Origin of the sequence: Rhodohalobacter barkolensis (genome assembly GCF_002834295.1) — a bacterium.
In the GTDB taxonomy this organism is placed as follows: Bacteria; Bacteroidota; Rhodothermia; order Balneolales; family Balneolaceae; genus Rhodohalobacter; species Rhodohalobacter barkolensis.
The window spans coordinates 41,449-56,217 of record NZ_PISP01000004.1; the positions used below are offsets into that span (position 1 = coordinate 41,449).

At 42.6% G+C, this 14,769-nt stretch carries 13 protein-coding genes and 1 pseudogene; 5 read left to right on the plus strand and 9 right to left on the minus strand.

The window, feature by feature from the left end; all coding sequences use genetic code 11:
* Window positions 1-24: 24 nt before the first annotated feature.
* The gene (dusB, locus tag CWD77_RS12630) at window positions 25-1,014 is read left to right on the plus strand and encodes a tRNA dihydrouridine synthase DusB (RefSeq protein WP_101073948.1); all 990 of its coding nucleotides are present in this window, start codon (window positions 25-27) and stop codon (window positions 1,012-1,014) included.
* 1 nt (window position 1,015) lies between these two features.
* On the opposite strand, the gene CWD77_RS12635 is transcribed toward dusB, so the two are convergent.
* The 3 genes and pseudogenes from CWD77_RS12635 to tnpA form a co-directional block, all read right to left on the minus strand.
* Entirely contained in the window at window positions 1,016-1,486 is a 471-nt protein-coding gene (locus CWD77_RS12635; protein ID WP_101073949.1) for a hypothetical protein, read from the minus strand.
* A gap of 57 nt (window positions 1,487-1,543) precedes the next feature.
* Window positions 1,544-3,562 (minus strand): S9 family peptidase, encoded by a 2,019-nt coding sequence (locus CWD77_RS12640; RefSeq protein ID WP_101073950.1) that lies wholly within the window; start codon window positions 3,560-3,562, stop codon window positions 1,544-1,546.
* 364 nt (window positions 3,563-3,926) lie between these two features.
* A pseudogene (gene tnpA / locus CWD77_RS15840) lies at window positions 3,927-4,363 on the minus strand (IS200/IS605 family transposase).
* Window positions 4,364-4,838: 475 nt separating this feature from the next.
* On the opposite strand from tnpA, the gene CWD77_RS12650 reads away from it, so the two are divergent.
* Both CWD77_RS12650 and CWD77_RS12655 read left to right on the plus strand, forming a co-directional pair.
* Window positions 4,839-5,492, plus strand: a complete 654-nt coding sequence (locus tag CWD77_RS12650) for a hypothetical protein (protein WP_101073951.1) — start codon at window positions 4,839-4,841, stop codon at window positions 5,490-5,492.
* 26 nt (window positions 5,493-5,518) lie between these two features.
* Window positions 5,519-5,761: a hypothetical protein gene (locus tag CWD77_RS12655; RefSeq protein ID WP_101073952.1), complete on the plus strand. Its 243-nt coding sequence runs from the start codon at window positions 5,519-5,521 to the stop codon at window positions 5,759-5,761.
* A 278-nt stretch (window positions 5,762-6,039) separates the two neighbouring features.
* Here CWD77_RS12655 and serS read toward each other — a convergent pair whose 3' ends face one another.
* Window positions 6,040-7,308 (minus strand): serine--tRNA ligase, encoded by a 1,269-nt coding sequence (gene serS, locus CWD77_RS12660; RefSeq protein ID WP_101073953.1) that lies wholly within the window; start codon window positions 7,306-7,308, stop codon window positions 6,040-6,042.
* Window positions 7,309-7,508: 200 nt separating this feature from the next.
* Here serS and CWD77_RS12665 point away from each other — a divergent pair, with 200 nt between their 5' ends.
* Window positions 7,509-7,988, plus strand: coding sequence for an Lrp/AsnC family transcriptional regulator (locus CWD77_RS12665; protein WP_101073954.1), 480 nt, complete (start codon window positions 7,509-7,511; stop codon window positions 7,986-7,988).
* 12 nt (window positions 7,989-8,000) lie between these two features.
* The gene (locus CWD77_RS12670; RefSeq protein ID WP_101073955.1) at window positions 8,001-9,497 is read left to right on the plus strand and encodes a hypothetical protein; all 1,497 of its coding nucleotides are present in this window, start codon (window positions 8,001-8,003) and stop codon (window positions 9,495-9,497) included.
* A 59-nt stretch (window positions 9,498-9,556) separates the two neighbouring features.
* Here CWD77_RS12670 and rpoN read toward each other — a convergent pair whose 3' ends face one another.
* From rpoN to accD, 5 genes are all read right to left on the minus strand, one after another.
* Entirely contained in the window at window positions 9,557-11,092 is a 1,536-nt protein-coding gene (rpoN, locus tag CWD77_RS12675) for an RNA polymerase factor sigma-54 (RefSeq protein ID WP_101073956.1), read from the minus strand.
* A complete protein-coding gene (locus tag CWD77_RS12680; RefSeq protein WP_101073957.1) occupies window positions 11,093-11,668 on the minus strand; it encodes a DUF3109 family protein in 576 nt (191 codons plus the stop codon).
* A 26-nt stretch (window positions 11,669-11,694) separates the two neighbouring features.
* Window positions 11,695-12,813, minus strand: a complete 1,119-nt coding sequence (gene dprA / locus CWD77_RS12685; RefSeq protein WP_133120234.1) for a DNA-processing protein DprA — start codon at window positions 12,811-12,813, stop codon at window positions 11,695-11,697.
* Window positions 12,791-13,789, minus strand: a complete 999-nt coding sequence (obgE, locus tag CWD77_RS12690; RefSeq protein ID WP_101073959.1) for a GTPase ObgE — start codon at window positions 13,787-13,789, stop codon at window positions 12,791-12,793. Before obgE ends, dprA begins: the two co-directional genes overlap by 23 nt.
* A 106-nt stretch (window positions 13,790-13,895) precedes the next feature.
* Complete coding sequence (gene accD / locus CWD77_RS12695) at window positions 13,896-14,735, minus strand: acetyl-CoA carboxylase, carboxyltransferase subunit beta (RefSeq protein WP_101073960.1); 840 nt, start codon at window positions 14,733-14,735, stop codon at window positions 13,896-13,898.
* Window positions 14,736-14,769: the final 34 nt, after the last annotated feature.

Sequence of the window (14,769 nt, forward strand, 5' to 3'; positions counted from 1 at the left end):
ATCTCTATTTTAAATACCCCAACTATGAAGATTGATCAGATAGATTTAGGAAACCGCCCATTACTGCTTGCACCCATGGAGGATGTAACCGATTCTCCTTTCAGACAAATATGTCGCAGAAAGGGAGCGGATATCGTTTACACAGAATTCATCAGCTCTGAAGCGATTATTCGCGATTCAGACATTGCCCAGCACAAAATGGATTTCGCAGAAATGGAGCGTCCCTTTGGAATTCAGATTTTTGGCGGACGAGAAGAAGCCATGGAAGGTGCCACAAAAGTGGCGGTTGCCAACAACCCGGATGTTGTAGACATCAACTTTGGCTGCCCGGTCTATAAGATCGTAAAAAAAGGCGCCGGAGCCGGCTGCTTGAAAGATCTCGACATGATGGAGCGCATGACCGGAACTGTGGTTGATGCGGCCGGAGACTATCCTGTAACCGTTAAAACAAGACTGGGTTGGGATGATCAGTCCATTCGTATTCAGGAAGTCGCCTTGATGCTTCAAAGTGTAGGCGTGAAAGCTCTCACCGTTCATGCGCGTACTCGCAGCCAAAAGTACAAAGGTGATGCCCGTTGGGATTACCTGAAAAAGCTGACCGACACGCCCGGACTGGAAATCCCGATCATTGGCAATGGGGATGTCACCTCACCCGAACTGGCTAAAAAAATGTTTGATGAAACCGGCGTAGACGGTGTGATGATTGGTCGCGGTGCCATCGGAAACCCCTGGATTTTTGAACAGACGCGCCACTACTTCGGAACCGGAGAATTGCTGCCTGACCCAACCATCCAAGAGAGGCTTGAACTCTGTGCGGAACAGTTGCGGCTTTCTGTCGATCACCACGGTGAGCGTTACGGCGTCATCATCATGAAAAAGCATTACGGGCAATATCTGAAAGGAATTCGAAACGGGAAAAAGCTTCGGGGTGAAATCATGAATGAGAAAGAGATGAAGCCTATCCTGGAACTGCTCCTGAACTTCAAAGAGGAAAAGCTTTACGCTGTAGCGTAATTCAAAGTATCTCTAACATGAGATAAGCGATCAGTAAACCTGCCAGACTTCCTCCAAAACCAATCGCAAGGTTTTGCAGATACCTCCCACGGCTTGATGGTCTCCAGCTTTCATCAGTATGCCTGTAGAGAGACGCATATAAAATACCCGGCCACCAAAAGCCAAATCCCGTAATAAGATCAAAAATGCGTTCAATAAATATATCTGTTGGGATATTTAGCCACGCCCTGTACCAATAAACAGCAGCGCAGATCAGGGATGTCAAAAAGATGATTCCACCATCAAAAAGCTTCGTTTTCTTTTCAATCTCTCTATCTGCCTTAATCATACCCACTACAGAAAAAAGAAGGGCTCCTACAATTCCTGCAAGAGCCCATTCATGATAGTATACAGATTCGGAAAGAACGATTATCCCTATCAGGACAAACGATATCAAAAAGTTGGTTCGATATGTCCAGAATTCCCGAAGCATCTAATAAATTACCTCACCTGACAACAAAAATTGTCAGGCGGATTGATAAATTTTTTGCTACTCCTCTTCAGAGCTGTCTTCCTCTTTTTTCTCCCGTTCCCAAGGTTCCCAATCCAGGCCAAGTGTATATTTTTGTACCCAGCGAATCTCCTCTATATCCCGTGTCCTTTGGTTTCGGGGTTCACGAAATCCATGTCCTTCCCGTTGAAATTCAATATAGCGGGTGTCCACTTTACCGATATCTTTCAGGTACGTGAAGAAGATCAAACTCTGCTGAGGCGTATCCACCCGGTCACGATTTCCATGCAGAAATAGCGTTGGTGTCGATACTTTATCGGCATGCATGGCTGCTGAACGATTCCGATATTCTTCCGGATTGGTCCATGGTTCCCCGCCAATGTACCAAAGTCTTACGTCGTGATTGAAACCCATTGCGTATTCAGATGTCCAGTCAAACACACCTGCACCAAGTGACGCCGCTTTGAAGCGATCCGTTTTGGTGATGGTGGTTCCACCGAGTATTCCACCATAACTCCAGCCGCGAACGGCCATTTTATCCTCATCAATCCAGCTATTTTCGATCAGCATATCCACTCCGCTCATCAAATCTTCGTAGTCACCGTCACCAATGTCGTTCATATTTCCTCGCAGGAATTCATCCCCGTAAGCTGTACTTCCACGAACGTTCGGAGCCAGCTGAACATAGCCCAAACCGGCCCAGACATGATATTGCGGGCTGAATGAATTTCGAAATACGCCGGCAGGTCCGCCATGAATATGGAGCAAAAACGGAGCAGAACTATCCTGATCAAGCTCCTGAGGCGTGTACTTCAGTCCTTCAATTTCCAGGCCGTCATTACTTTCCCACTGAACCACTTCGTAATCTGCCAGAATCAGGCTGTCGCGAACAAATGGATTCAAGTCCGTCAGGCGAACCGGATCGTCGAGATTTTCCAATGACGCTGCATAAAGATCGCGAGGTGTCTGCACATTTTCGTATGTGAACAGCACGTGATCTCTGTTCCTGTTCATATCAACAATTGAAATCGAGCCCTCCCGATCGGTATGCTGTGTAACATTACCTGTCTGAAGATCCATCGAAAAGATGTTGGAATCTGTTTTGATAGAACCTGAAAAGTAGATCTTATCTCCTTCCGGTGTAATATGTACAGAACCGATATTTCCGTTAAACTGTCCGGAGATCATTTCATGTTCTTTCGAATCTACATTCATTCTCCAGAGCTTGCTTTGCCGTAGCTCCCACTCCTCGTCGTGAGCGGCAGAATAAAGAATATGCTGATTGTCAGGGAGCCAGTTCAGACCACCCTCCGGAACTTCATTTTCCGTTAGCTGCACCGCTGTAGAATCACCCATTTCAAGCAGATAGATCTCTGACATATACTGCTGATTTCTACGATTTTCGAATCTGGCCGTGTATACCACCCGGTTTTGATCCTGCGAAACAGAGAAGCTTCCAATCATAACATCGCCGGAGGTTATCTGAGTCTCCTCTTTTTCGTCTACATCAAACTTCCAGAGATGGTTCCAGCTCCCTTCAGTTTGCCCGTGCGGCGGCTCATCTACAAAAAGCTGGTCATACCCTGCCTTGTACTCTTTCTCCTCTTCAGAGCTTTTAGGAACATCCGATACAAAATAGATCGCCTTACTGTCGGCGCTCCATTCATACGAACCTACACTATTTTTATGCTCAGTCAGCTGAACCGCTTCACCGCCGGTTGTAGATAAAAGGAAAAGCTGCTGTTTGTCATCCACCGATCGCTTTAATGAGATGTATTTTCCATCCGGAGAATACTTCATGTCGCTGCCACCCGCTTCACCGATATATTGGTAAACCGCACCACTATCGGCCGGAATGTAGTAGTATTTGGTTTCCCTCTTATTTTCGTCCCAGTCTAACGTAGACTTGCCGAAAATAACTGAATTCCCATCCGGTGAGATCATCGATGAACTCAAGCGATCCATATTGAGTATATCATCGGTTGTCATTGCCCGCTTTTGAGCGAAAGTAGAAGAAACTATAAGTGTAAAAAAGAGAAAGAGAGCGATTCTTTTCATATTGAGCTATTTAGATTAGAGTATTGGCTCATAATATAAGGGATGCCTTATGAAATGAAACAGCCTGATTGCAAAAGTTGGTTAATATAATTCCTGGAGAGTCTAACTAAGTATTAGAAAGTCTCTCGCAGATTTTCGCGGATTATTTCGCAGAGGTTCGCAGAAGAGTATAAAAACTCTGTGTGTTTTAGAATTCCTGTTGATTTTAATCAAATATTAAAAAGTTGCTTGCAGATCTCCGCAGACAATACCGCAGGGAGTCACAAAAATTTAGTGAAAACTGACTTGATGCCAATCTATTGACTTTCTATTACCGTTGACTTCAGTCAACGGGTAAAAGCGGATCCCGAATAACTCCCGGGCTTTAGCCCTTTACTAAATCCCATCCTTGTTTTTGAATAAACTCATCCACTTCCTCTCTGAAAGAGATTTTCTTATGATGTTTCTCTTGATTTTTAATGTAGTTCCGAACTGAAGCTACATGACTTTTACTTACACTAACTGCCCAATAGTCGTCCTGCCACCTGAACTTTTCATTGATCAACTTTTGACTTTTGATCCAGTATGATGATTCACCTTTAATCAGTTGTGAGACTTTGCTTATGATTGATCTTTTCCAAGTGAAATTAAACAGTGTACATGCTCTTTATACCCATTGATACAATCAAGCCAAATTCCCTTCTCTTTGGCATTTGCCTTGATATGTTTAAACAGCTTTTGCCTGATTTCTAAGGTGCTCAGATAAGGCCTCCTGTTTTTCGTAGTAAATACGATGTGTAACCAAACCTGTACCCAGCTCATACCTTTCTCCCTGTTTAAGTTGGTATTGCTAATATTGAGATCTGTTTTAGGCTAAAGCCCAATATTATTAGTTCTGCTCTATACCGTCAGCTAAAGCTGACGGTAAATAATTATACAACAGACACTCTTGCTCTTGTTTATCAGGATAGAGTAGTAACTCCTCCCTAAATGTATAATTCACAAATAAAATTTCTGTTTGGCTAACCGAATTTTTCAGACCTCAAAAATTATTACCGTTGACTTCAGTCAACGGGTAAAAGCGGAACTCAAATAATTCCCAGGCTTTAGCCCTCAACTCTTCTACCTATTATATTTTATCTGCTTTAAATAACCTCAACAGCCATAAACGGCTGAAGTACTTCCGGTACTTTCACATTTTCATTTCAAGAATCCTGACCAATTATGATAAATATAATTTGGATTCTATTTTTTTTATTGTAAATGTATATCTCAACATTGATTTAAAGCTATACACATGAAAAAGTTATGCATACTATCTTTATTATTAATTTTAATAGGTTGCGATAAAAAATCTAATTTTATTTTAGATGAAACTACTGTAGAACTAACCGAGGAACAAAGTGAGATCATTGTCAACTCCAAGGAGTTCCAAAAATTTTACAGCTTAAATCTAGAATATTTTGATCAAATTAAATCGTCATTTAGAAAAGGATACACCATTGATCAACTTACAGAAGCAGGGATAAGATCATATAATAGAAATGATCACAAGTTATTCTATGAGATTATTTTTGATTCGCATATCAAAGGACAAGAATTTATTACTGAACTCCAGAATGCTCGTACTCAGTTATACAAAAAATTCCCTATTTTGAATCAGGTTGAAGCCACTAAAAATACAGATTTTACAGACAGTAACATACGAGCTTTCTTTTCAAAGGTTGAAAATAGTGCTCAAAACACCAACAGTTTCATGTTAAATACTGAACCGGAAGAAGATGAAGGAGATACTCCGGTGTGTGGCTCAAGCTGGCAACAAGTAAAAGTATTAGCCTGCTCAGCAGGATGTGGTGTAGCAACAGGAGGAGTCGGGGCAGCTATATGTGGATGGGGTTGCTGGTGTATGTTGTGTACAGAAAATTCCGGATTAGCTGATATGATCTGTTAAACCTCAATAATTCAAATATCAATCTTATGGAAATTTTACTCATTATTGTCGTCATTGGGATTTTTATTTCTGCCTGGTTTTTCAAAAAAAAGCTTTCTAGAAAAAATAGCCTCATCATTTCTTTAATTGCCGGTACATTTCTAATCATATGGTTTTGGACAATGGATGAAGGTCAATTTTTTTGGAGGCTATTAGTAACCGTTGTTGTAATTGGCGGATTAATTGAACAGACCTTTGCTATGAGAAAGAAAACTAAAATTGGCACATAGTTTATAATGATACCCGCTTTGGGCTAAAGCCCTTTATTATGAGTTCTCCTGTTGTTGTTCCGTCAGCTGAAGCTGACGGTAAATAATTAAGTTGCTTTAGAGTATAAAAAATCTCGCCCTGAAATTTTTAACGGATACTTTTTTCTTTTTTATTAGGGTCGAGAAGTAATTCCTAAAAATTACCGTTGACTTAAGTCAACGGGAAAAGGCGGAACCAAAAAACTCTTGGGCTTTAGCCCGTAACCCTTCTTTTTTGTGATATATGTGATATATCAACTTTAAATAACCTCAACACCCATAAACGGCTGCAGTACTTCCGGGACTTTCACATCTCCGGACTCGGTTTGATACGTTTCAATAATTGCCGCGACTACTCTTGGCAGCGCCAGTCCTGATCCGTTCAGCGTATGAAGCATTTCGGTTTTACCTTTTTCGTTTTTGAATCGAAGCTGCATACGGCGAGCCTGGAATGAACCGAAATTAGAGCATGAACTCACTTCCAGCCACCGTTGCTGACCGGGACTCCAAACTTCCAGATCGTACTTCTTGGTTTGAGTAAAGCCCATATCGCCGGTACACATCAGCAAAGTTCGATATGGAAGTTTAAGTTTCTGAAGCAGGGACTCAGCATACTCACGCAAAGATTCCAATTCGTTATCAGAGGTGCCCGGATGAACAATTTTTACCAGCTCGACCTTGTCAAATTGGTGCAGACGGTTCAGCCCTCGAACATCTTTACCGTAACTTCCCGCTTCGCGTCTCCAGCAGGGTGTGTATGCCGCATACCGGATGGGCAGTTCTTCTTTTAATAAAATTTCATCCCGGTGAAAGTTGGTCACCGGTACTTCAGCCGTTGGAATCGCAAAAAATCCATCGCGAGGAATGGTGTACATCATATCTTCCTTGTCCGGAATCTGTCCGGTTCCGCGGGCTGAATCTTCATTCACAAAATAGGGAGCCTGAAGCTCCGTAAATCCCTGATCCACCGCTTCGTTGAGAAAGAAATTAATCAGCGCACGTTGCAGACGAGCCATCTTCCCAACATAAAAAGGAAATCCGGCACCGGTTACTTTTGATCCCCGGTCGAAATCGATCCACTTTTTCTCTTCTGCAATTTCCCAGTGGGGCAATAACCAACCCTCTTCAGCCCGGTCTCCCCAGGTTTTAAAAGTTTCATTATCATCTTCCGTCTGACCAACCGGCACAGATTCATCCGGCACATTCGGAATACTGTAGAGCAGGTCATCACGCTCTTTGGCAACGGTTGCCACTTTATCTTCAAGTTCTTTTAATTTCTCTTTCCCATCCGAAGTTGCTTTGATGATCTCCTGAGCTTCCTCTTTCTTCCCCTGCCCCATCAGCTTGCCAATCTCTTTCGATTTGGCATTATTCTCAGCTCTAAGCTGATCGATTTCGGTTACCAGTGATCGCCACTCTTCATCTTTTTGAATCACTTTATCAACTGCAGAAGAATCTTTCTCTCCTTTGTTGATCATTCCGGTTTTCACCAATTGTGGATTTTCTCTAATAAATGTGATATCGAGCATCGAAAGGAATTTAAACTGGTTCGCTATTTTAATTCAAAAGGTAAAGATACGAGTCGTTTTACAGGCATTGAAATTTTTCTACAGCTTAAATTCAAAGCTTGAATAACTTTTTACGATTATCTGGAAACAATTCATTGAATTCCTAACTAATTAAAGATATTTTCCACTCAGATTAGAAATTTTAGGTAAAACCCGCCGTTATGAGTCATCAATTGGATGAAACTGATATTAAAATTTTAAACCACCTCCAGAAACACGGACGTGCGCAGCGAAATACGATTGCAGACATCGTCCATCTGTCTGTACCCTCCGTATCAGAAAGGATGCGAAAGCTTGAGGAGAAGGGATTAATCTCAAGTTATAATGCAGTGCTCGATTCAAAAAAATTCAACTTTGATATTACTGCATTCATATTTGTGGAAGTTGATGGATCCGAACGCTACCCAAGTTTTGTGGAGCATGTATCGGAGCATCCGGAAGTTTTGGAGTGCCACTCCATTACAGGAGACGGCTCTCACATCTTGAAAGTTCGAACCAAGAATACAGAGTCATTTGAAAAGTTTTTGTCTCTGGTTCAATCCTGGGATGGCGTAAGCAGAACCCGTTCCAACATTGTTCTCTCCAGTTTTAAAGAAACGCGTGAACTACCCATTGAACGCACCGTTGAAACCAAAAAATAACAACAGGCCATTTTGCTGCCACTGATTGTTGCCTTTTTTCTAACCTGGCTATCTCCCGTTCAGCAGAGTGTTGATGATCAAAATGCTGCCGAAAATGGTCTCGGCAATAGAATCGCTCTTTCTCTTGATTCATCAATTAATCCCGATCAGAAACAGCAAATACTGGATAGTGCATCTCAGATAGGGATCGACCTAATACATTTTACCCGGCCTGAGCAGTTGAATTCACTGAATGTGGATGATTTCTTCCTGATCTATCAAATACCTTTAAATTATTCGACCGTATATGAGATTCAATCAGAATCGAGCGAAATCATCCGTCAGATTAACGAATCAATACGTGTGGTTACGGATCAGTATCCCGGAAAAGTTGCTGCGACTGGACTTCTTCGTTTTCCAAATGAAGCACACCCGCAATTCACATCAATCGCATCCCAGATAGCATCAGCGGTTCGCCAACAAACCGACTCTCCACTTTTTTACCAATCAGCTTTACAACGTGGGTCCGCAGCTCCCGAAGGGTTCGATTTTTTTATTCAGACCTACTCTTCACTCGACGATTCACCTATTCACAGCGCCGTCTATTTTGAGCCGGATGCCCGAAAACCTCAGGCTATCCAGATGCTTGAAAAGCTTTTTTCTGAATCCATTCAAATGGACGAAAGCGTCATTATCATTCCAGCAGATTGGTTTGTTGAGAATATCGTTGAGAATCAGGACTTCACAACAATTTTTGCAGAGTACCTGGATGGGAATTTGATCCCATTTCCAATCCCGTACGACCCGGAAGTGCCACCGGCCATGAACTGGAATGTCATTTTTCTATTTCTCATTCTGGGGTCTGTTCTTCTTCACATGCGCTATCAACCTGTCTACACTCAGGCGCTGCCCAGGTACTTTTTTAATCACTCTTTCTTTCTGATTGATGTGATGGAACACCGGATACGTAATGTTTTTCCGGGTATCGTCATTTTAGTTCAGCATGCGATCATCACAGGCATCATTTTATATTTAACTGCAGACAGTCTTTTCAACAGTCACAGCCTGAATGCACTCACCCACCATTTTCCGATTCTTTTCTGGTCAGACAACCATTTCCTCTCACTGTTTATCGTGGGATTTATAATGGTGCTTTTCATGCAGGCTCTCTCTGTATTATGGCTCCATCTGCCCAATAAAAAGCTGCAGTTTTTTAGCCAAACTTTAAACCTCTACGCCTGGCCCCTTCATATCAATTTTTTAGTAGCCACGATACTTATCGTTCTTTTTGGCCGCGACCCGAATGAATCTATGATTCTAACCTTACTGGCAATTTATCTCTTCGTATGGTTTATGAGCTTTAACATCGCAGCATTCGATGGATCAAAATTTATGGATCGCAACAGCCTGGTCTATATTTTACTCACTATTGGGCTACACACACTTCTCTTTACTTTCCTGATCTGGATTACATTTTACTCACCATCTATCAGTGAACCTCTCCAAATGGCACTCTCGTTTAGTCATTAAGAATTGGGTGAAATTCTCATTCATCCAGAATGAGATGAAATGAGGTTTAAAGCAAGAGCTTAAATAATCTGCTTTCTCAATCTTGCCACAGGCAACTGAAGCTGCTCCCTGTATTTACTTACAGTTCGACGGGCTACTTTATACCCTTTCTCTTTCAATAAATTAGTCAGCGCCTGATCGCTGTAGGGTTTCTTTTTATCTTCATTATCAATGATTTCCTGAAGAACATTTTTCACTTCCCGGCTCGACACATCTTCACCGCTCTCCGTTTCCAAACCCTCACTGAAAAAGTACTTCAGCTCATAAACTCCAAAATTTGTCTGAACATACTTCCCATTCACAACTCGTGAAACCGTGGAAATATCCATCTTGATCCGGTCTGCAACATCTTTGAGGATCATCGGCTTCAGTCCGTCACCGTGTTTAAAAAAATCTTCCTGAAGAGATACAATGGTTCGCATGGTTTTCATCAGAGTATTCTGCCGCTGCAATATTGAATCGATAAACCACTGGGCTGATTCGATCTTATCCTTTATGAAATTACGAGCCTGCTTCTCTTCTTTATCCTTTTGATTTTTTTTCTTCAGATTATCCCACATCATTTTGTACTCCGGAGAAATTCGGAGGGGTGGAGTATTCCGCTGGCTCAGCTTTATCACAAATTCTCCCTCCCCACTTTCATCATCTTTGTTGGAGGGTTCAAAATAGACTTCAAAATCCGGTTCTATGTATTGGCGGTTATCTTCATCAGGATTTGCAACTCCGCCCGGTTTAGGGTTGAGTCCCTTAATCAATTCAAAAATTTCGCGCAGCTGTTCATCATCAATATCCAGGCGCGATTTTAATTTACTGAAATGTTTCTTTTCGAAACTCTCCCAATAATCTTCGAGCATTTCTATGGCCAGTGACCGGATTTCACTTTCTATGTCTGATGTTTTAAGCTGTACGAGCAGACAGTCTCTTAAATCCCGGGAAGCTATGCCTACCGGATCCAGTCTCTGAATCATCTTACGTACTTTCTCAACCTGAGCCGCACTTACCAACGTACCCTGATTAAAAGCAATATTATCGATAACGGCTTCTATTTCGCGCCGGAAATATCCGTCTTTATCAAGCGATCCCAGTATCTGATCGGCTATTAACATCTCTTCATCGTCCAGGTCAAGAAGTGAAACCTGATGCTCAAGCTCTTCTAACAGGGTTTGATGGTAGGGATTTGGAAGGTCTCTCCAATCTTCATCCCCTCCCGATGATCCTGAAAATCCGGAGTAGCCGGTTCCATCATATTCGGTGTTATGCATGAAAGAATCCCAATCAATACTGTCATTTTTATCAACCGGATCTATTTCGGGTGAGTCTTCAGTTTCTTTACCTGTTTCGTCCTCTTTTTCCCAGTTTAACTCGTTCTCCTGAATCGATTCTTCCATAACCGGGTCTGCTTCTTCAAGCACCGGGTTCATTTCAATCTCTTCCTTAATACGCTGTTCCAGGCCAATGGTGGGCAGCTGAAGCAATTTCACAAACTGAATCTGCTGAGGAGACAGCTTTTGCTGCTGACTCTGCTTTTGTGATATGTTTTGACCTGTTTTAAGCACTTACTTTCTCCTTACTTCATTGCATGCCTCGATAAATTCTGAATACCATTTCTCTCCATATCTGCGAATCAGAGAGGTTTTAAGAAAATCCGACAGGTAAATTCCCTTTTGCTCACCATTTTTGCAACCTGCTGAACACAAATCAGGAATGTATTCATAGTTGGCATAATCCATTCCGGCTATATGCTTCAAACGAACCGGGTAAAGATGGCAGCTAATCGGCTTTTCCCAATTAAATCTACCTGAATAATACGCATTTTGTATGGCACAAGTGGCAACTCCTTCATCACTTTTCTGAACAAAAATACACTCACCGGAGTCAATGCAGTTAATTTCAAATCCATTTTCAGCATCACCTAAAACGACACCCTCTTCCTCAGCCTTTGAAACGGCTACGGGATCTAACTCATCTTTTAATGTTCTGAACGCTTTTCTGAGCACCGGAATTTCATCACGGCTTACCGGAGCACCGGCATCGCCCACCACACAGCATGCGCCTTTGCATTTACTAATATCGCAGGCAAATTTAGCTGTGGCAATATCTTCACTCAGTATAACATCCTGTACACGTATCATATCAATCCAATGATTTATTCAAAAAACTAACAAGCTTCAAAATACTTTCCGGCCTTTTGGGTAATGGCACCCTTTAATTCAAGGGTGAGCATTTGGGGCAGCAGTTTAAAGGTTGGCTGGCCGGTTATTTCACTTATCTGATCTATATGCAAAGATTTTCCATCCAGCATCTCACAAAGTTTTGATTCATCATCAGTAAGTGAGAGAGATCTCCAGGTTGAAACTGTTTTTTCAGAAGGCTTATTCGTATTTGTTTCAACTGAAATTTCTTCAAGAATATCATCAATATCCCTGACCAGTTTTCCCTGGCCGTTCTGGATCAGATAATTACAACCCTTACCTTTTATATAGCCTAACTGATGAGGAACCACAAAAACCTCTCGGTTTTGATCCAGCGCATACCGGGCTGTAATCATACTGCCTCCTTTCACTCCGCTTTCCACAACCAAAACGCCGTGGCTCATGCCACTGACAATTCGGTTCCGGCCGGGAAAGTTTCCAGCATCAGGTTTTGTACCCGGTGGAAATTCTGACATAATCAATCCACCTGAGTCAATTATTCTTTTCGCCAACGGTTTATTCTTCGCCGGATAGATGACATCAATTCCAGAGCCCAGCACGGCTACTGTTTTACCACCGTTTTCCACAGCGGTTTGATGGGCTTTCGCGTCCACGCCGTATGCAAGTCCGCTATTTACAGTAATCCCGTTTTGAACCAGTTTTTGCGACCAATATTCTGATTGCTTCAAACCATAACTGCCGGGATTTCGGGTCCCAACTACTGCAATTCCGGGTTCGTCCAATACGCTCAGATCTCCTTTGCACCATAAGATCAGTGGAGGATCGTAGATATGTTTTAAAAGTTTCGGGTAGTGATCATCATCAAATGCGATTAGTGTGGCAGCGATCTTTTCGGTTCTGAGCAAAATTTTATCGACGGCTTCCCAGTCATCAAACTCAGAGAGATATTTAGACACCTGTTTGCCAATACCGTCGGCTTTCAAATAGTCTCGAATATTCAGATCAAAAAGCTGATCCGCACTCTCAACTCCGGTTAGCTGCAGTAGTTTTTTAGCCCTTCCCGGCCCCATTTCCGGAACCAGACTCAGGGCTATCAATGCTCTATGATGTCTCTTCCGGCTCAATTTCCTTTAATTTTTTCCAGATCATCTCTTTCAGTTCCTCGATATTGTGTCCGGTAGCCGATGAAATTTCAATAATCTCAACATCGTCACCCAACTCAACCGGTTCTTCGAGTTCGAAGCCTTCAACCAGATCCATTTTGGTTATTGCTAAAATTCTCGGTTTGTCCAACAGATCGGGCCGGTACTCCTCCAATTCATGCAACAGTGCACGGTACTCCTGTTTGATGTCGGTGTCGCACCCCACCATAAACAGCAACACATTGTTTCTTTCAATGTGGCGTAAAAATTGAAGTCCTAAACCTTTCCCTTCGTGTGCATCTTCAATGATTCCGGGAATATCAGCCATCACAAAACTTCTGTAATCCGGGAAAGTAACCACACCCAGGTTTGGTTCAAGAGTGGTAAACGGGTAATCGGCAATTTTAGGTTTAGCCTCAGATAGAGCTGACAAGAGCGTGCTTTTCCCTGCGTTCGGGAATCCAACCAAACCTACATCAGCAATCAGTTTTAGTTCCAGCTCAACCGTTCTCTCTTCACCCGATTCGCCCTCCTGCGCGTGTTCAGGAGTTTGATTGGTTGCACTACGAAAGTGCCAGTTCCCCAGACCGCCTTTTCCTCCTTTTGCAATCACAATCTCTTCATCTTGATCGGTAATTTCCCCGAGCCGTTCACGAGTTTCTGCATCATAAACAACGGTTCCCAATGGAACTTCAAGAACCTCTTTTTCACCGTCCTTTCCGGTTTTCCGGGAAGTGTGTCCCCGCTCTCCATGGTCGGCCTTTACAAACTTTCTGTATCGCAGATCGAGAAGCGTATTGAGCTGGCTGTTTCCTTTCAGAACTACATCACCGCCTTTCCCTCCGTCGCCACCATCAGGTCCGCCTTTAGGTACATACTTCTCTCTGCGGAAATGCGACATTCCCTCTCCACCGTTACCGGCTGTTACATAAATTTTTGCATAATCTGCAAATCTCATAGTCTGCCTTCTTCCTTCAAACTAAAAACTCTGCAATGGTCAGTAGCAGAGTTTCAGTGTGTATTTAATTTTCTGTTTCTCTCGTCTGTTCAAAAAACGAAGTCTTCTATTTTTTTAGCATTCTCAAAAGCCTGGCTAACTTACTCTTTAGCTTTGTTCGTGGCACGATAAAGTCAAGGAATCCATGTTCTACCAGGTATTCTGCGGTTTGAAATCCCTCCGGCAGGTCACGACCAATCGTCTGACGAATAACCCTGGGCCCGGCGAAGCCAATCAGTGAGCCCGGTTCAGCGATATTGAAATCTCCAAGCATTGCATAACTCGCAGTTACACCTCCTGTAGTCGGGTTCGTCATCAGCGAAATGTAGGGCACTCCTTCTTTGTCCAGCTGAGCCAGCTTCGCGGATGTTTTGGCCATCTGCATCAAACTTAAAACGCTCTCCATCATACGTGCTCCACCTGATTGAGATATGATCACCAGTGGAAACTTTTTATCACGGGCGTGATCGATGGCCCGGCTTAATCTCTCACCTACTACAGAACCCATACTTCCCCCAATAAAAGAGAAGTCCATACAGGCAATAACAATATCCTGTTTTTTTAACTTACCGACTCCAACACGACACGCATCCGAAAGCCCCGACTTTTTCTGAGTCTGTTTAATTCGGTCGGAATACTTTTTACGGTCTTCAAAATTCAGAGGATCCGTTGGCATAATTTCATCTGCAATCTCCTCGAACTCTCCATCATCAAAAAGAATAGAGAAATACTCTTTACTTCCAATCCGAAAGTGATACCCGCTGATCGGATCAACCCAAAGGTTCTCCTCGAGTTCACGACGATGGATGGTATCCCCTGTTTCAGGCACCTTTATCCATACGCCTTCCGGCATATCTTTCTTTTTGTCGGTCTGAATGTTTGAATCTTTTCTTTTAAACCAAGACATAATGCAAAATTTAATTTAAGTAGCTTTCAAAAAT